This is a genomic window from Pseudomonas sp. MYb13 (assembly GCF_002980075.1).
Taxonomy (GTDB): Bacteria; Pseudomonadota; Gammaproteobacteria; order Pseudomonadales; family Pseudomonadaceae; genus Aquipseudomonas; species Aquipseudomonas lurida.
In genome coordinates this window covers 571740-590025 of record NZ_PCQI01000001.1, presented here as the reverse complement: position 1 = coordinate 590025, position 18286 = coordinate 571740, and the positions used below count along the sequence as shown (strand labels likewise).

General features: G+C 61.2%; 16 protein-coding genes. 6 read left to right on the top strand and 10 right to left on the bottom strand.

From position 1 onward, the window contains the following. Positions 1 to 94 precede the first annotated feature (94 nt). The 3 genes from dbpA to yccS all read left to right on the top strand — a co-directional run bounded on the left by dbpA (position 95) and on the right by yccS (position 5125). Positions 95 to 1432 carry an ATP-dependent RNA helicase DbpA gene (gene dbpA, locus CQ002_RS02785; RefSeq protein WP_234010495.1) on the top strand — a complete coding sequence of 446 codons (1338 nt, stop codon included), beginning with the start codon at positions 95 to 97 and terminating at the stop codon, positions 1430 to 1432. Positions 1433 to 1534: 102 nt separating this feature from the next. Beyond that, complete coding sequence (locus tag CQ002_RS02780; RefSeq protein WP_034109839.1) at positions 1535 to 2713, top strand: NAD(P)/FAD-dependent oxidoreductase; 1179 nt, start codon at positions 1535 to 1537, stop codon at positions 2711 to 2713. A 228-nt stretch (positions 2714 to 2941) separates the two neighbouring features. Next, the gene (gene yccS, locus CQ002_RS02775; RefSeq protein WP_034109841.1) at positions 2942 to 5125 is read left to right on the top strand and encodes a YccS family putative transporter; all 2184 of its coding nucleotides are present in this window, start codon (positions 2942 to 2944) and stop codon (positions 5123 to 5125) included. Positions 5126 to 5147: 22 nt separating this feature from the next. Here yccS and CQ002_RS02770 read toward each other — a convergent pair whose 3' ends face one another. Then, entirely contained in the window at positions 5148 to 5885 is a 738-nt protein-coding gene (locus tag CQ002_RS02770; protein WP_034109843.1) for an ABC transporter substrate-binding protein, read from the bottom strand. A 201-nt stretch (positions 5886 to 6086) separates the two neighbouring features. Between CQ002_RS02770 and CQ002_RS02765 the strand changes: the two genes are divergently transcribed. Then, positions 6087 to 6539 carry a GNAT family N-acetyltransferase gene (locus tag CQ002_RS02765; RefSeq protein ID WP_034109845.1) on the top strand — a complete coding sequence of 151 codons (453 nt, stop codon included), beginning with the start codon at positions 6087 to 6089 and terminating at the stop codon, positions 6537 to 6539. A gap of 104 nt (positions 6540 to 6643) precedes the next feature. Here the strand turns inward: CQ002_RS02765 and CQ002_RS02760 are convergent, their stop codons facing one another. The 3 genes from CQ002_RS02760 to CQ002_RS02750 are packed head-to-tail and all read right to left on the bottom strand — an operon-like array spanning position 6644 to position 9608. Next, positions 6644 to 6940, bottom strand: coding sequence for a helix-turn-helix domain-containing protein (locus tag CQ002_RS02760; RefSeq protein ID WP_105162986.1), 297 nt, complete (start codon positions 6938 to 6940; stop codon positions 6644 to 6646). 19 nt (positions 6941 to 6959) lie between these two features. After that, positions 6960 to 7460, bottom strand: coding sequence for a M48 family metallopeptidase (locus CQ002_RS02755; RefSeq protein ID WP_010207148.1), 501 nt, complete (start codon positions 7458 to 7460; stop codon positions 6960 to 6962). Positions 7461 to 7502: 42 nt separating this feature from the next. Then, positions 7503 to 9608, bottom strand: coding sequence for a bifunctional diguanylate cyclase/phosphodiesterase (locus CQ002_RS02750; protein WP_105162987.1), 2106 nt, complete (start codon positions 9606 to 9608; stop codon positions 7503 to 7505). Between the two features lie 311 nt (positions 9609 to 9919). Between CQ002_RS02750 and CQ002_RS02745 the strand changes: the two genes are divergently transcribed. Further along, complete coding sequence (locus CQ002_RS02745) at positions 9920 to 10585, top strand: polysaccharide lyase family 7 protein (RefSeq protein ID WP_034109850.1); 666 nt, start codon at positions 9920 to 9922, stop codon at positions 10583 to 10585. A gap of 60 nt (positions 10586 to 10645) precedes the next feature. Here CQ002_RS02745 and fba read toward each other — a convergent pair whose 3' ends face one another. From fba to tkt, 6 genes are all read right to left on the bottom strand, one after another. Continuing rightward, positions 10646 to 11710, bottom strand: coding sequence for a class II fructose-bisphosphate aldolase (fba, locus tag CQ002_RS02740; protein ID WP_105162988.1), 1065 nt, complete (start codon positions 11708 to 11710; stop codon positions 10646 to 10648). Positions 11711 to 11976: 266 nt separating this feature from the next. Continuing rightward, on the bottom strand, positions 11977 to 12309 hold the full coding sequence (locus tag CQ002_RS02735) for an MliC family protein (protein WP_034109852.1): 333 nt from the start codon (positions 12307 to 12309) through the stop codon (positions 11977 to 11979). A 61-nt stretch (positions 12310 to 12370) separates the two neighbouring features. Further along, on the bottom strand, positions 12371 to 12598 hold the full coding sequence (locus CQ002_RS02730) for a hypothetical protein (protein WP_034109854.1): 228 nt from the start codon (positions 12596 to 12598) through the stop codon (positions 12371 to 12373). A gap of 29 nt (positions 12599 to 12627) precedes the next feature. Beyond that, positions 12628 to 13791 carry a phosphoglycerate kinase gene (locus CQ002_RS02725; protein WP_105162989.1) on the bottom strand — a complete coding sequence of 388 codons (1164 nt, stop codon included), beginning with the start codon at positions 13789 to 13791 and terminating at the stop codon, positions 12628 to 12630. A gap of 17 nt (positions 13792 to 13808) precedes the next feature. Further along, on the bottom strand, positions 13809 to 14864 hold the full coding sequence (gene epd, locus CQ002_RS02720; RefSeq protein ID WP_069078459.1) for an erythrose-4-phosphate dehydrogenase: 1056 nt from the start codon (positions 14862 to 14864) through the stop codon (positions 13809 to 13811). Positions 14865 to 15002: 138 nt separating this feature from the next. Continuing rightward, entirely contained in the window at positions 15003 to 17000 is a 1998-nt protein-coding gene (gene tkt / locus CQ002_RS02715; protein ID WP_028618256.1) for a transketolase, read from the bottom strand. Between the two features lie 272 nt (positions 17001 to 17272). On the opposite strand from tkt, the gene CQ002_RS02710 reads away from it, so the two are divergent. Next, entirely contained in the window at positions 17273 to 18268 is a 996-nt protein-coding gene (locus CQ002_RS02710; RefSeq protein WP_105162990.1) for a metalloregulator ArsR/SmtB family transcription factor, read from the top strand. Positions 18269 to 18286 lie beyond the last annotated feature (18 nt).

Sequence of the window (18286 nt, the reverse complement as noted above, 5' to 3'; positions counted from 1 at the left end):
GGGGGCTGCTACACTGCGCGACATTTTGTTTTGCAGAGCCAGTCCCGTGACTACCATCGCCACCGCTTTTAATACTTTGCCCCTGTCCGCCGCCATGCTGGCTAACCTCGACTCGCTGGGTTATGTCGAGATGACGCAGATCCAGGCGCAGAGCTTGCCGGTGATCCTCAAAGGGCTGGACCTGATTGCCCAGGCCAAGACCGGCAGCGGCAAGACCGCTGCATTCGGCATCGGCCTGTTGAACCCGATCAACCCGCGCTACTTCGGCTGCCAGGCCCTGGTGATGTGCCCGACCCGTGAGCTGGCCGACCAGGTCGCCAAGGAAATCCGCCGCCTGGCCCGTGCCGAAGACAACATCAAGGTGCTGACCCTGTGCGGTGGCGTGTCCCTCGGCCCGCAGATCGCCTCCCTGGAACACGGCGCCCACGTCATCGTCGGTACGCCGGGCCGCATCCAGCAGCACCTGCGCAAAGGTTCGCTGGTGCTGGACGGCCTGAACACGCTGATCCTCGACGAAGCCGACCGCATGCTCGACATGGGCTTCTACGATGCCATCGAAGACATCATCAGCAAGACCCCGCCACGCCGCCAGACCCTGCTGTTCTCGGCCACCTACCCGGTGAGCATCAAGCAGCTGGCCTCGAAATTCATGCGCGCGCCGCAACAAGTGAAGGCCGAGGCGTTCCACTCCGATGACCAGATCGAGCAGCGTTTCTACGAGATCTCCCCAGAAGAGCGCATGGAGGCCGTGACCAAAGTCCTGGCGCATTTCCGCCCGGCGTCGTGCGTAGCGTTCTGCTTCACCAAGCAGCAAGTGCAGGAAACCGTGGATCACCTGACGTCCAAGGGTATCTCCGCCGTCGGCCTGCATGGCGACCTGGAGCAGCGCGACCGTGACCAGGTGCTGGCAATGTTCGCCAACCGCAGTACGTCGGTGCTGGTAGCGACCGACGTGGCCGCCCGTGGCTTGGACATTGACTCGCTGGACATGGTCATCAACGTCGAACTGGCCCGCGATTCGGAAATCCACATCCACCGCGTCGGCCGCACCGGTCGCGCGGGTGAGACCGGGATTGCGATCAGCCTGGTCGCCCCGTCCGAAGCGCACCGCGCCCAGGCCATCGAGCAATTGCAGAAGTCGCCGCTGAACTGGGACCAACTGGACAACCTCAAGCCGCAAAGCGGCGGTCCGCTGCTGCCGCAGATGAGCACCCTGTGCATCGCTGCCGGTCGTAAAGACAAGGTTCGCCCGGGCGATATCCTCGGCGCACTGACCGGTGAAGCCGGCATCCCCGGTGCCCAGGTCGGCAAGATCGCGATCTTTGACTTCCAGGCCTTCGTGGCGGTGGAACGCGGGATCGCCAAACAGGCGCTGCAGCGCTTGAATGACGGCAAGATCAAGGGCCGTTCGTTGCGCGTTCGAATCCTTTAAGAACGCCGCCTATCGACTGTAGGAACAGAATCAATGTGAGAGCTGGCTTGCCTGCTCCCACATCTGATTGCATTCCATGGCTTTTTTTGTGAGGACACCGTTTTGCGCTCGACCGAAGTTGTGATCATTGGCGCCGGCGCCGCAGGCTTGATGTGCGCGCTGACCGCCGCCGGGCGCGGGCGCAAGGTGATGTTGATCGACCATGCCAACAAGGCCGGCAAGAAGATCCTGATGTCCGGCGGTGGCCGTTGCAACTTCACCAATATGTACACCGAGCCGGCCAACTTCCTCTCGCACAATGCACACTTCTGCAAATCCGCCCTGGCGCGCTACACCCAGTGGGACTTTATCGGGTTGGTGGCCAAGCACGGCGTGCCGTACCACGAGAAGAAACTCGGCCAGTTGTTCTGCGATAACAAATCCAGTGACATCCTCGGCATGTTGCTCGACGAGTGCATCCAGACGGGCGTCAGCCTGCACCTGGACACCTCGATTGAGACGATTGCCAAACTCGACAGTGGCTACCAGTTGCAGACCACGTTGGGTGAGCTGCGCTGTGAGTCGCTGGTGATCGCCACCGGCGGTTTGTCGATCCCGACCCTGGGCGCCACCGGTTTTGGTTACCAGGTGGCCAAGCAATTCGGCCACGAACTGCTGCCGACCCGCGCCGGGCTGGTGCCATTCACCATCACTGACCAACTCAAGGAGTTGTGCGGCGAGCTGTCCGGCACGTCGGTGGATTGTCTGGTCAGCTGCAATGGCCAGAGCTTTCGCGAGAACATCCTGTTTACCCATCGCGGCCTGAGCGGGCCGGCAATCTTGCAGATCTCTTCGTACTGGGAAACCGGTGACACCGTGGAGATCAACCTGCTGCCCGACCACGACGCCCCTACCTGGCTGCAACAGCAACAGGCCGAACGCCCCAACAGCGAGCTGAAAACCCTGCTGGGCGAGATCTTCACCAAGAAGATGGCCAACCTGTTGGCAGAGACCTGGTTCGTGTCCAAACCGATGAAGCAGTACACCCACGCCGAAATTGCCGACATCGCGCAAAAACTCGGCAGCTGGCAACTGGTGCCGGCGGGCACCGAGGGCTATCGCACGGCCGAGGTGACCCTGGGTGGAGTGGACACGCGGGAAGTGTCGTCCAAGACCATGGAATCGCTGAAAAGTCCGGGCCTGTACTTCATCGGTGAAGTGCTGGATGTGACCGGTCACCTGGGTGGGTTCAACTTCCAGTGGGCGTGGGCGTCCGGCTATGCGGCCGCGCAGTACGCCTGACACCACTTCAAGCTTGAAACGCCATCCCCTGTGGGAGCGGGCTTGCCCGCGACAGCGGTGTCGAATTCACCGCCGTCATCGCAAGCAAGCCCGCGCCCTCATTTGGTTGTGTGGTGTTCTTGGGAGAGAGGCTGGAATAAATTTTGCGGTTTGATGTGATCGCCACGCTTGCCGTGGCGTCCTTGATAGCTCAATTTAACGGCATCGTCCCGGAAGACTCCAGACTTCATGTCATCGACCTCGTTCAAGCAGTCCATGCGGCGCCTGTGGGCGCTGGATAAATTCAGCTACAGCATCCGGGTGTTCATCGCCCTCACCGGCAGCATGGCGCTGTGCTGGTATCAGGATGAAATGACGTTGTTGATCCCGTTGTTCCTGGGGATTATCGCCAGCGCCCTGGCCGAGACCGATGACAGCTGGCAGGGTCGCCTCAACGCCCTGGCGGTCACGCTGGTGTGTTTCAGCATCGCCGCGCTGTCGGTGGAGTTGCTCTTCCCCTATCCCTGGATCTTCGCGATCTCCCTGGCCCTGGCCACCTTCTGCCTGACCATGCTCGGCGCCTTGGGCGAACGCTATGGCGCGATTGCGTCAGCGACGCTGATCCTGTCGGTGTACACCATGATCGGCGTGGACCAGCGCGGTGGTGCCGTCTCCAATTTCTGGCATGAACCCCTGCTGCTGGTGGCCGGTGCCGCCTGGTACGGCGCCCTGTCGGTGCTCTGGCAGGTGCTGTTTTCCAACCAGCCGGTGCAGCAGAGCCTGGCGCGGTTGTTTCGCGAACTGGGGCGTTACCTCAAGCTCAAGTCGTCGTTGTTCGAACCGATCCGCCAACTGGATGTGGAAGCGCGACGCCTGGAACTGGCCCAGCAAAACGGTCGCGTGGTAGCAGCGCTCAACGCGGCGAAGGAAATCATCCTGCACCGCGTGGGCAATGGTCGCCCCGGCTCGAAAGTCAGCCGCTACCTGAAGCTGTACTTCCTGGCCCAGGACATCCACGAACGCGCCAGTTCGTCGCACTACCCCTACAACGCCCTGGCCGAAGCTTTCTTCCACAGCGACGTGCTGTTCCGCTGCCAGCGCTTGCTGCGCCAACAGGGCAAGGCCTGCCAGACCCTGGCCGAATCGATCCAGATGCGCCAGCCATTCATCTACGACGACAGTTTCGCCGAAGCCCTGGGTGACCTGAACGCGTCCCTGGAACACCTGCGCATCCAGAGCAACCCGGCCTGGCGCGGCCTGCTGCGCTCGTTGCGCGCCCTGGCGGCCAACCTGTCCACCCTGGACCGCCTGCTGGGCGACGCCAGCAACCCTGACAGCCTGGCAGATGCCACCGACAGCAACCTGCTGGACCGCGCCCCGCGCAACCTCAAGGAAATGTGGACGCGCCTGCGCACCCAGATGACGCCGACGTCGCTGCTGTTCCGTCACGCACTGCGCCTGTCCCTGGCGCTGACCGTCGGCTACGGCATGCTGCATGCGATCCACGCGTCCCAGGGCTACTGGATCATCCTCACCACGCTGTTTGTTTGCCAACCGAACTATGGGGCGACCCGGCGCAAGCTCGGCCAGCGGATCATCGGCACCGCCATCGGCCTCACCGTGGCGTGGGCGCTGTTCGACCTGTTCCCGAGCCCCCTGGTGCAGTCCATGTTCGCCATTGCCGCCGGCCTGGTGTTCTTTATCAACCGTACCACCCGCTACACCCTGGCCACCGCTGCCATTACCCTGATGGTGCTGTTCTGCTTCAACCAGGTTGGCGATGGCTACGGGCTATTCCTGCCACGCCTGTTCGACACCTTGCTCGGCAGCCTGATCGCCGGCCTGGCGGTTTTCCTGTTCCTGCCGGACTGGCAAGGTCGCCGCTTGAACAAAGTGCTGGCCAACACCCTGAGCTGCAACAGCATCTACCTGCGCCAGATCATGCAGCAATACGCCGCGGGCAAGAGCGACGACCTGGCCTATCGCCTGGCCCGACGCAATGCGCACAACGCCGATGCGGCGCTGTCCACCACCCTGGCGAACATGCTGATGGAACCGGGCCACTTCCGTAAGGAGGCGGACGTGGGCTTCCGCTTCCTGGTGCTGTCGCACACCTTGCTCAGTTATTTGTCCGGGCTGGGCGCGCACCGCGAGACCCCATTACCAGCCGAAGTGCGTGAGCATCTGATCGATGGCGCCGGAAATACCTTGGCGGCGAGCATCGATGAAATCGCCACGGGGCTGGCCAACAAGCAGCCGATTGCGATCCAGAGCGATGCCGAGGAGGCGCTGGCGGCGGACCTGGAGCAGATGCCGGATGAGATTGATGAAGGGCAGCGCTTGGTGCAGACGCAGTTGGCGTTGATCTGCCGGCAGTTGGGACCGCTGCGTACGCTGGCGGCGCATTTGATCAAGGACACGAGCGCGGTGTAGACCGACAGGGCCCGCAAGCCGCCTACATCCCATGCTGCTTCATCAACCGCGCATAACTTCCATCCGCCTTCATCTTGGCAATCTCACGGTCAAAGCTGGCAACAATCTGTGCGTGCTCGGGATTCTTCAGGCTGACCAGGATGTGCAGGCTGTTTTCACTCAGCGGCTTGGGCAAAAACTCCACTGCATTACGCACCCGCCCCGACTCGCGCGACAGGTAATAGCGCGCCACATATTCATCCTCCACCGTCAGCCGCACGCGCTGCGCCGCGAGCATGCGCACGGCCATGGCGAAGTTATGCACAGGGACTTTCTGTAGCTGCGCATCCCCGTCGAAGGCCGCCGAATAGGCATAGCCACGTACCACGGCGACAGGGTAGTCGTGCAGTTGTTCGAGGTTCTGGAACTCAATGGGATCGTCGCGGCGCTTGATGAAACGCACGCGGTTGAGCAGGTATTCGCCGGAAAACTGTCCCAACTGCGTACGGGCATCGTCGTACCAGGCGTTGACCAGCACGTCATAGCGCCCGTCGCCCACGCCCATCAACGCCCGGGCCCAGGGCACCTGTTCAAAATCGCTGGCGTAACCCGCACGGGCCAGGGCAGTACTGACGATATCGGTTGCCAGCCCACCGTTGATCAGCGTGGCATCGGTAAAAGGTGGCCAGGCATCCGCTACCAGCCGCAGACGCTGCGCGAAGGCCGGCTGGGCCAGCAACAACACTCCAATCAAAGCAACGGCACGAGAGAATCGCGGCATGCTCAAAGTCCTTGGCAGGCAGGCGGTGGCCTTAACTCAGGCGAAGCCCGAGGTTCTAACAGTAGCTCAGATTACACAAACAAACCGATACCGAACGGACTCGATGATGGCAATTTGACGCCACTCACAAAAATAGCTGATTTAGACAGCGTTGCCCGCTGCGCCTACTATCTGCAACAGACATTGATAAGAGAACACGCCATGACAGTTGAATGGGTCTGCAAGCATCACGATGACCTGGGTAAAGAGCAGCTTTACGCCATCCTGCGACTGCGCAACGAGGTCTTCGTTGTCGAGCAGAAATGTGTTTACCAGGACCTCGACGGGCAGGACCTGGAGGGCGACACTCACCATCTGATGGCCTGGGAGGATGACCAACTGGTTGCATACCTGCGCCTGCTGGACCCGGAGGCCCAGGGCGGTGACGTGGTGATCGGCCGGGTGATCGTGGCGCCAGTGGCGCGCGGCACCGGGCTGGGGCATCGGATGATGGAGGAGACACTCAAGCAAATTGCCGATATCTGGCCGCAGACACCGATATTCCTGTCAGCCCAGGCGCATCTGCAGGGGTATTACGGGCGGTATGGGTTTGTGGTGGCGGGCGAGGAATACCTTGAGGATGATATTCCCCACATCGGCATGCGCCGCGACTGAGGGCCTCTTCGCAGGCAAGCCAGCGCCCACATTCGAGAGTATTCACAGATCAAATGTGGGAGCGGGTTTGCCCGCGAAAGCGTCAGACGATTCACCACCTACCTTCAGGGATACCCCAGCACCTGCTTCACCGAAGCCAGATTCGCCTCGATCCAACGCCGATCAATCGCTCCCCAACTGCGAACCCGATAGCGCCCGGCATGGTTGCGGGCGCCGTCTTCCTGTTCGAACTCACACACGATGTCCAGGTCGGCCAATGCCGCAATCGTGTCCTGGGCCGTGCGCCGGGGCATGCCCGTCACCTCGGTCAATGCCGGCACACTGCTAGCCTGGCCGCTGTCGATCAGGTAGGCCACGTAAAGGCGGCGGTAAAAGCTGCTCTTGGTCTTGCTCACATTCATGGTCGTTCGCCTTGTGCGGTCAGGGTTTGCCCTGCAGGTCGCGGTACGTGAGGTATACCCGCAGGTCGAATTCCACCTGATGGTAGCCCGGCATCATGTACTCACAGAGTTTATAGAACGCCTTGTTGTGGTCCGATTCCTTGAAGTGCGCCAGTTCATGTACCACGATCATGCGCAGAAACTCGGGCGCGGCTTCCTTGAACAGCGCGGCAATACGGATCTCTTTCTTCGATTTCAGGTTGCCACCTTGCACCCGCGAGATCGTGGTGTGCAGGCCGAGGGCGCGGTGGGTCAGGTCCAGGCGGTTATCGAACAGCACCTTGTCGATCGCCGGCGCGTTGCGCAGGTGTTCCTGCTTCAAGGCCAGGGCATAGGCATACAACGCCTTGTCGCTCTGCACGGCGTGCCGTTCGGGGTAACGTTGCTCCAGGTAGGCACCCAACTGGTCCTTGGCGATCAGCTGGCGCACTTGCTCTTGGAGGGCGGCGGGATAGGCCTGGAGGTATTTCAGCGCGGTCATGGGTTCTGCAACAGGGTTCGGATGAGCGCCAGTGTAGCGAATTCAGCGCACGCGGGCGCGGCACCAGCGCGCCACTTCCTCAGCCACCAACGGCTGCGCGGCCAACGGGCCCTGAATGAACGGGCAACCGTTGGCCTTGAGCCACTGGGCTTGCTCCTGGGTTTCCACACCCTCGGCAACCACGACCACATCAAAATGGCCGCAGAGCTCGATAATGCTGCGCGCCATCACTGCATCCCGCGCGGAGCCCGGCAAGCGCGCGACCAGTTGCGGGTCGAGCTTGAGGGTGTCGAACGCCAGGTCGCGCAGATGCGCCAGGGAACAATTGCCCAGGCCAAAGTCATCCAGGGCGGTGCGCACGCCCATCTGACGCAATAACGTGAGTTGCTTGGTCGACTCTTCCAGGTTGTTCATCAGGCTGTCTTCGCTGATTTCAACCTCCAACTGGTGCCCCTGCAACCCATGTCGGTCGAGCACCTGCTGCAGTTGGATCGCGAGGTTAGGCATATTGAACTGGTTGCTGCTCAGGCTCACGCTCAGCACCAGGTCATCATCGAAGGTGGCCTGCCACGCCTGGCGTTGCGCGGCGACCTGTTGATAAATCCACGTGCTCAGTTGGCTGATCAACCGCGCCTCTTCCAACAACGGCAAGAACAGCCCCGGCGGTACATCGCCGACACTCGGGTGCTGCCAGCGCAACAATGCTTCGACGCCGCGCAGACGCCCGTCCGCCAGGGAAACCTGAGGCTGGTAGACGAGGGTGAAATCCTTGTTGTGAATCGCCGTGCGCACGCTGTCTTCGAGCATCAGTCGCGAACGGGCACGGCCGTTCATTTCCTGGTCGTAGTAGCGATATTGCTGACGGCCCGCGCGCTTGGCTTCGTACATGGCGATGTCAGCCGCGCGCAGCAGGCCATTCAAGTCCGAGCCGCAATCCGGGAACGTGGCGATGCCGATGCTGACGCCAAGCATCACATCCAGGCCATCCACCTGCTGGCAGACCGACACGCGTTCGATCAGTTTTTCCGCAATCTTCGCCGCCTGCTCCGGGAACTCCAACTCCAGCAGCGCGGTGAATTCATCGCCGCCCATGCGCCCCAGAGTGTCGTAGGAACGCAGGCAGCCCTGTAACTGCTCCGAGACCCAGCGCAGTACCCGGTCGCCGGCGTCATGGCCCAGGGAATCGTTGACCCGCTTGAAACCGTCGAGGTCCAGGTAGAGCAATACCAACGATTGCTCCACGCGCTCGCTGCGCAACAGGATGTTCTCTACCGCCTGATAAAAACCGCGGCGGTTCAGCAACCCGGTCAATGGGTCGGTGACCGCCTGAAACTCCAGTTGCTGATGCAGATGGCGCACTTCGGACATATCCAGCACCGTCACCACCATCGCCTTCTGTTCGGCAGGTAACGGCGCACAGGACAAGGCCACCGGCACCTGTTGGCCGCGGCCGGTGCGCAAGATCGCATCGTGCAGGCGCCAGGTGTTGCTCTGGCGGTAAGCGCTGTACATCTGCGAATCAAACCATGCGGGCACATGGGGTTTCTGCAGGAAACTCAAGAATTCCTGCCCCTGCAGCTCATCTATCTTGGCATTGAGCAGGCGGGATATCGCCGGGTTGGCGTACTCGATCATGCCCTCCTCGCTCACCACCAGGATGCCTTCGGCCGCGTTGTCCAACACCGACGCATTGAAGGCGCGTGCGGACTCCAGGTCATGGCTCAGGCGATGCAAGGCCCGGCGATTGCGCTGGTGCTCCAGCAACGCCTGGACCTTGGGCTTGAGAATATGTGGATCGAAAGGTTTGAACAGGTAATCGATGGCGCCGCTGGCGTAGCCTTCCAGCACGGCGGCAGGTGATTGGGCGTTGGCGCTGAGAAAGATGATCGGGGTCATCCGCGTGCGCTGGTTGCCGCGCATCAGGCGGGCCACTTCAAAGCCGTCCATGCCGGGCATCTTTACGTCCAGCAGCACCAGGTCGACTTCGTGCGCCAGCAGCAATTCGAGCGCTTCCAGGCCAGAACCGGCGGTGATGACCTGCCAGTCTTCGCGCTGCAAAAGCGCGCGCATGCTGAGCAGGTTTTCCGCGTAGTCATCGACCACCAAAAGAACCGAACGACCATCGCCGTGGTGTGGAGCGCATTCCATGCTACGTCTCTTCCTTAGGAGCCACTCCGGTCACTTCTGGGAGAAAACCCGGACAAACACTGAGGCCTCACTCTATCTCCGGTTCCATAAAATCAGAAGTAATCGCAGTGCCATCATTGCGCCAATTCTCAGGAAGCCGACTAACGGTCAAGGCCTGAAGCCCACGGAGCATGGGCGACATGGCTTTTTGACACTCTGTTGACGCCAATAAATTGCCAGCAACCGTTTAACAAGAGGCTTAACACCACCTATAAAGAACCTGTCTGGCCCAAGGGCCATAGCCTACACCCCTCTGTAAAAAGGCCTACGCCATGATCGACCTATCTACCTGGAACCTCAGTATCCCGGTCGGCTCCCCGCCCGCCACCATCGACACCCCGAAGCTGATGAACGGCTTCAAAGACCAGTATTTCCAGGCCGAAGGCAGCAACGTCCAATTCTGGACCCCCGTGACCGGCACCCGTACCGAAAATGCCGTTTATCCCCGCAGCGAATTGCGCGAAACCTACGCCGATGGTCGCCTGCGCAACTGGACCTATCCGGATGCGGACAACTTCCTACGCGCCACCCTGGCCGTTAATCAAGTGCCCTCCACCGGCAAGATCGTGATCGGCCAGATCCATGCCTATGACAGCCAGAAGCCGCTGATCAAGCTCGAGTACCAGTTCAAGGAAAAGACCCAGACCGGCAATATCGTCGCCAAGGTGCGCATGCGTCCGGACGAAGATGAAGGACGGGTGATCATCGTCGCGTCGAATGTGCCGCTGGAGAAAACGTTTACCTACGTCATCAACCTCAACAAAGCCGGGCTGCTCAGCGTCTATGCCGCAGACGGTGAGTGGAACGAGCGCATTGGCGCGGCGTGGGGCGCCAAACCGTTGTACTTCAAGGCCGGGGCGTATGTGCAGGACAACAGTGGGGACAGCAAGGAAGGCGCGCGCGTGACGTTTGCGAAGTTGGATATCGACCACGATTGATCCAATCGCAGCCAAAAAAAAGCCCGCATCGCTGCGGGCTTCTGTTTAAACGCCTCAGGCTCAGTTCACCTTGGCGTTCAACTCACCTTTCAGGTAACGCTGATACATCGCTTCCAGGGGGATCGGCTTGATCTTCGAAGCATTACCGGCAGTACCGAACGCTTCATAACGTGCGATACACACATCGCGCATCGCGGTCACGGTCGCGCCGAAGAACTTACGCGGGTCGAATTCGCTCGGGTTGGTAGCCATCAGGCGACGCATCGCACCGGTGGACGCCAGGCGCAGGTCGGTATCGATGTTGACCTTGCGCACGCCGTACTTGATGCCTTCGACGATTTCTTCAACCGGTACGCCGTAGGTTTCCTTGATGTCGCCGCCGTACTGGTTAATGATCGCCAGCCACTCTTGCGGGACCGAGGAAGAACCGTGCATCACCAGGTGGGTATTGGGGATGCGCTTGTGGATTTCCTTGATGCGGTCGATAGCCAGCACGTCGCCGGTAGGCGGCTTGGTGAACTTGTAGGCGCCGTGGCTGGTGCCGATGGCAATGGCCAGGGCATCCACTTGGGTCTTCTTCACGAAGTCAGCGGCTTCTTCCGGGTCGGTCAGCATCTGGCTGTGATCCAGCACGCCTTCGGCACCGATGCCGTCTTCTTCGCCGGCCATGCCGGTTTCCAGGGAACCCAGGCAGCCTAGCTCGCCTTCAACCGAAACGCCGCAGGCGTGAGCCATGGCCACGGTCTGTTGGGTCACACGGACGTTGTATTCGTAGTCGGTCGGGGTCTTGCCGTCTTCGCCGAGGGAACCGTCCATCATCACCGAGCTGAAGCCCAGTTGGATGGAGCGCTGGCACACGTCAGGGCTGGTGCCGTGATCCTGGTGCATGCACACCGGGATGTGCGGGAATTCTTCGATCGCGGCGAGGATCAGGTGACGCAGGAACGGGGCACCGGCGTATTTGCGCGCACCGGCCGAGGCCTGGACGATCACGGGGGAGTCGGTCTTGTCAGCGGCTTCCATGATGGCGCGCATCTGCTCAAGGTTGTTGACGTTAAAGGCTGGGACGCCGTAGCCGAACTCGGCTGCGTGGTCCAGCATTTGACGCATGCTGATAAGTGCCATTGTGTTGTCTCTCCCGGTCGAGGGTCGTTAATCGTGCAAGCCTGCCGTAGCGGCGGCTGCTATTCAAGTTATTGCCGGTCAGGGTGTGTACATCTGACCTGCTGAATCGTTATTGCTGATGAGCTCGACTCACATTCCACTGTGGAACCGAACTCATGTGGGAGCTGGCTTGCCTGCGATGGCGGTGTTGCCGTCACCGAATTCGCCTACTGCCCCACCGCTTTCGCGGACAAGCTCGCTCCCACCGTTGATCTTCAGTGAGCTCACTATTGGGCTTTGCAGCCGCGCCCGATCAAATCATCGGTGGCTACCCAGTAAACCAGGCCTTCCTCACCTTTTGTGTGAAACGCCAACTGGTCGTTGCTGTACAGCACGCCTGAGGCGGCAACGTCCTGTTTGAGGCGGTAGACCTGGTCGGAACCGCCGAGGCGAACATCGACCTCGGTGCGGGCCGGGTTGGCAAAGCGCCAGTTGACCTCGGCCTTGCTGTCGCAGGTCCAGGTGGTCCACTTATCGGCAGGCTCTGCCTTGTTGAACATGTTCATGCTGCTGCAGCCGGCCAACAGGGCCAGGGCTGCCAGGGCGAAAACGCCTTTCATTGCCAATCCTCACAGGGCGACCAGGGGGCCGCCGCTGCTGTCGGTTAGTTGATCAGACCCGTCAAGGGCAACCCTGTTCCTGACCGTTGGGCGCGGAGTCGTATTTCTCCAGCCGTTCGTTGCCGATGCGCTTGTTGATCACCGGCATGGTCTCGGCTTGCCAGTCAGCCTGGTAGCAGCTTTTTTTCTGCTCGGCGCCAGGCTTGCCCGCCTCCGGCGCCGCGCTTGGCGTGCTGCCGCAGCCAGCCAAAAGGCCTGCTGCGATCACCAATGCCAACGACTTGATCATGGGAATACTCCTTTTCCGGATCACGAGCCTCAGCCTTTGGCTCGGGTTTCCAGCACTTCAACGGCCGGCAGCACTTTGCCCTCGACGAACTCGAGGAACGCGCCACCACCGGTAGAAATGTAGGAGATCTGGTCAGCCACGCCATATTTATCGATGGCAGCCAGGGTGTCGCCGCCGCCAGCGATGGAGAATGCCGAGCTTTCGGCGATGGCCTTGGCCAGCACCTTGGTGCCGTTGCCGAACTGGTCGAATTCGAACACGCCAACCGGGCCGTTCCACAGGATCGTCTGGGACGCTTTCAACAGTTCGGCGAAGTTGGCTGCGGTTTGCGGGCCAATATCCAGGATCATGTCGTCGGCGGCCACGTCAGCGATCGGCTTGACGGTGGCTTCGGCGCTTTCGGCGAATTCCTTGGCCACCACCACGTCCACCGGCAACGGCACGCTGACCTTGGCTGCGATAGCGCGGGCGGTGTCCAGCAGGTCCGGCTCGTACAGGGACTTGCCCACCGGATGGCCGGCTGCGGCCAGGAAAGTGTTGGCAATGCCGCCGCCGACGATCAGTTGGTTGCAGATCTGGCTCAGGCTGTTAAGCACGTCCAGCTTGGTGGACACCTTGGAACCGGCGACGATGGCAGCCATCGGTTGCGCCGGCGCGCCCAGGGCCTTGCCCAGTGCGTCCAGTTCAGCAGCCAGCAGTGGGCCAGCCGCAGCAACCTTGGCGAACTTGGCCACGCCGTGGGTGGAGCCTTCAGCGCGGTGGGCGGTGCCAAAGGCATCCATCACGAACACGTCGCACAGCGCGGCGTATTGCTGGGCCAGTTCGTCGCTGTTCTTTTTCTCGCCTTTGTTGAAGCGCACGTTTTCGAACAGCACGATGTCGCCGGCCTTCACGTCAACGCCGCCCAGGTAGTCGGCCACCAGCGGCACGTCGCGACCCAGGGCCTTGCTCAGGTACTCGGCGACAGGCTTGAGGCTGTTTTCGGCGGAGAACTCACCTTCGGTCGGGCGACCCAGGTGGGAGCAGACCATCACGGCCGCGCCTTTTTCCAGGGCCAGCTTGATGGTCGGCAGCGAAGCCAGGATTCGCGCATCGCTGGTGACAACACCGTCCTTGACTGGGACGTTGAGGTCTTCGCGGATCAGTACGCGCTTACCTTGCAGATCGAGGTCGGTCATCTTCAACACGGTCATGGGTCGCAGTTCCTGAATTACTGTTGAGGTTGTTTGGATGCGATGTGCAGATAATGTTCCGCAACATCCAGCATTCGGTTGGCAAAGCCCCATTCGTTGTCGAACCACGCCAGGATGTTCACCAGCCTCGGGCCGGAAACGCGGGTCTGGCTGGCATCGACAATCGCCGAATGCGGGTCATGGTTGAAATCGCAACTGGCGTGCGGCAACTCGGTGTACGCCAGCAAGCCTTTGAGCGGGCCGCTGGTGGCGGCGTCGCGCAGGATCCGGTTGACCTCCGTCGCGTCAGTGTCGCTGACGGTTTGCATGGTGATGTCCAGGCAGGACACGTTCACCGTCGGCACCCGTACGGCTTTGGCCTGGATTCGCCCGGCAAGTTCCGGCAACAGTCGCTCGATACCGCGCGCCAGGCCGGTGGACACCGGAATCACTGACTGGAACGCCGAGCGCGTACGGCGCAGGTCTTCGTGGTGGTAGGCGTCGATCACCGGCTGGTCGTTCATCGCCGAGTGAATGGTGGTGATCGACACGTAGTCCAGGCCGATCGCCTGATCCAGCAGGCGCAACAACGGCACGCTGCAGTTGGTGGTGCAGGACGCGTTGGACACCAGCAGCTCATTGCCGGTCAGGCAATCCTGGTTGATACCGTAGACGATGGTGGCGTCCACGTCCGCCTCGCTGGCCATCGGCTGGGAAAACAGCACACGCGGTGCGCCGGCGTCGAGGAAACGCTGGCCATCGGCCCGGGTGTGGTAGACACCGGAACATTCCAGCACCAGGTCGACGCCCAGTGCGTTCCAGTCGATGCCTTCGGGGGTGGCACTGCGCAAGACTTGCACGCAGTTGCCATTGATATGCAGACAATCGCCTTCGACCCGTACTTCGCCGGGGAAGCGGCCGTGGGTGGAGTCGAAGCGTGTCAGGTATTCGATGCTGGCCATGTCGGCCAGATCGTTGATTGCAACAATTTCAAACCCCGCCGCCGCCCCTCGCTCGAACAGAGCACGCAAGACGCAACGACCAATGCGGCCGTAGCCGTTGAGTGCAACTTTGTAGGGACGCGGTTGGGGCATGGGGTTCTCGATCAAGGTAAGTTCGGTGTTGAATGCAGTATCGCCATCGCGGGCAAGCCCGCTCCTACATTAGACCGAGAGCCAAATGTGGGAGCGGGCTTGCCCGCGGTGTCGCCAGTACAGACAACGCAGACTGACTTAGTCTTCCAGCAGCTCTTCAGCCTGGCCCAGGATGTTTTCCAGGGTGAAGCCGAACTCTTCGAACAACGCTGGCGCTGGCGCCGACTCACCGTAGGTGGTCATGCCGATCACGCGGCCTTCCAGGCCCACGTACTTGTACCAGTAGTCGGCGTGAGCCGCTTCGATAGCGATACGCGCGCTGACCTGCAACGGCAACACCGATTGCTTGTAGCCGGCGTCCTGGGCTTCGAACACGCTGGTGCACGGCATGGACACAACACGTACGTTGCGGCCTTGCGCGGTCAGCTTGTCGTACGCCTGCACGGTCAGGCCCACTTCGGAACCGGTGGAGATCAGGATCAGCTCCGGCTCGCCGATGCAGTCCTTGAGCACGTAGCCGCCACGGCTGATGTCGGCGATCTGCGCGTCGGTACGCACTTGGTGCTGCAGGTTCTGACGCGAGAAGATCAGCGCCGAAGGGCCGTCCTTGCGCTCGATGGCGTGCTTCCAGGCCACGGCGGATTCCACCGCGTCGGCTGGGCGCCAGCAATCCAGGTTCGGCGTGGTGCGCAGGCTGGTCAGTTGCTCGACCGGTTGGTGCGTCGGGCCATCTTCGCCCAGGCCGATGGAATCGTGGGTGTACACGTGGATGACGCGCTTCTTCATCAACGCAGCCATGCGTACGGCGTTGCGGGCGTATTCCATGAACATCAGGAAGGTCGCGCCGTAAGGCACCAGGCCGCCGTGCAGGGACACGCCGTTCATGATGGCGCTCATGCCGAACTCACGCACGCCGTAGTACATGTAGTTGCCGCTGGCGTCTTCAGCCGACACACCTTTGCAGCCTTTCCACAGGGTCAGGTTGGAACCGGCCAGGTCAGCCGAACCACCGAGGATCTCAGGCAGCAGCGGCCCGAAGGCGTTCAGGGTGTTCTGGCTGGCTTTACGGCTGGCGATGGTCTCGCCCTTGGCCGCGACTTCGGCGATGTAGGCCGAGGCCTTTTCCGAGAAGTCGGCAGGCAGGTCGCCAGCCAGGCGGCGTACCAGCTCATTGGCCAGTTCAGGGAATTCGGCGGAATAGGCAGCAAAACGCTGGTCCCACTCGGCTTCGGTCGCCAGGCCTTTTTCCTTGGCATCCCATTCGGCGTAGATGTCGGCCGGGATTTCGAACGGGCCGTGGTTCCACTTCAGGGCTTCACGGGTCAGGGCGATTTCCGCGTCACCCAGTGGGGCGCCGTGGCAGTCTTCCTTGCCCTGTTTGTTCGGCGAACCGAAACCGATGGTGGTCTTGCAGCAGATCAGGGTCGGCTGCGCGCTCTTGCGGGCGGTATCGATGGCGGTCTTGATCTCTTCCGGATCGTGGCCGTCGACGTTGCGGATCACCTGCCAGTTGTAGGCTTCGAAACGCTTCGGGGTGTCATCGGTGAACCAGCCTTCGACTTCGCCGTCGATGGAAATACCGTTGTCATCGTAGAAGGCGATCAGCTTGCCCAGGCCCAGGGTACCGGCCAGGGAAGCGACTTCGTGGGAAATGCCTTCCATCATGCAGCCATCACCCAGGAACACGTAGGTGTGGTGATCGACGATGTCGTGGCCAGGACGGTTGAACTGCGCGCCCAGGACTTTTTCAGCCAGCGCGAAGCCAACGGCATTGGCCAGGCCTTGGCCCAGGGGACCGGTGGTGGTCTCGACGCCTGGGGTGTAGCCAAATTCCGGGTGGCCCGGGGTGCGGCTGTGCAGCTGGCGGAAGCTCTTGAGGTCATCGATGGTGACGTCGTAGCCGGTCAGGTGCAGCAGCGAGTAGATCAGCATCGAGCCGTGCCCGTTGGACAGCACGAAGCGGTCACGGTCGGCGAACGACGGGTTGCTCGGGTTGTGTTTCAGGTAGTCACGCCAAAGTACCTCGGCGATATCCGCCATGCCCATCGGGGCACCGGGATGGCCGCTGTTGGCTTTTTGCACGGCATCCATGCTGAGGGCACGAATGGCGTTGGCACGCTCACGACGGCTGGGCATCGCTGTTCTCCTGAGGATTTTGAATAGTGATTGATTAAAAGAAACGCAAAAAAGGACCGGCATTTTCCCTCAGCCACCGCCTGCGGGCAATGACAGATAGTCACTTGTGGGCGTTTTTCCTGTGCTTTGCCCGGCAATCGCCTGCAGAAACCTTTAACCAGTTCGTCTAAAGGTCATGGCGGCGGCTTATAACCGCCACTTATCGATCAATATCAAAACTTTTTGATATTGGCCTTGCGGGTATTTCCACCCATCACTAGACTGCTGGCCTTATGAACCTACCCGTGCCCTCACTGCGCCCCGACGACGGCGATGAACTGGCAGCCTTGTGCAAGGCCGCTGGCGACCCGTTGCGTCTGAACGTATTGCGCGCACTGGCCAACGATTCGTTTGGCGTACTCGAACTGGCGCAGATCTTCGCCATCGGCCAGTCCGGCATGAGCCACCACTTGAAGGTCCTGGCCCAGGCCGACCTGGTAGCGACCCGCCGTGAAGGCAATGCGATTTTCTACCGCCGTGCCCTGCCCCATACCGAATTGCTTGGCGGCAAGCTGCACGCAGCCCTGCTCGAAGAAGTGGATAACCTGAGCCTTCCGGGCGACGTACAGTCGCGCATCGGCCAGGTGCATGGACAGCGCGCCGCCGCGAGCCAGGACTTTTTCGCACGGGTTGCAGAGAAGTTTCGCGCCCAACAGGACTTGATCGCAGGCTTGCCTCAGTACCGCGACAGCGTGCTGGCGCTGCTGGACAAGTTGAGCTTCAGTCATGAGGCCACGGCACTGGAAGTCGGCCCGGGCGATGGCGGTTTCCTGCCGGACCTGGCGCGACGGTTCCAGCAGGTCACGGCGCTGGACAACAGCCCGGCGATGCTCGAACTGGCGCGCCAGCTCTGCGAGCGTGAAGCATTGGGCAACGTTCGCCTGCAGTTGGCGGACGCGCTGAACCACAACAGCCTGCAGGCCGACTGCGTGGTGTTGAATATGGTGCTGCACCATTTCGCCGCCCCCGCCGACGCCCTCAAGCAAATGGCCGGGCTGCTGCACCCCGGCGGTAGCCTGCTGGTCACGGATTTATGCAGCCACAACCAGAATTGGGCCAGGGAGGCCTGCGGTGATCTCTGGTTGGGTTTTGAACAGGACGATCTGGCCCGTTGGGCCACCGCTGCGGGACTCGTTCCCGGGGAAAGCCTCTATGTAGGTTTACGTAATGGTTTCCAGATCCAGGTCCGCCATTTTCAGCGGCCGACTGGCGACACTCACCATCGGTAAATATCAGGAAAACATCGA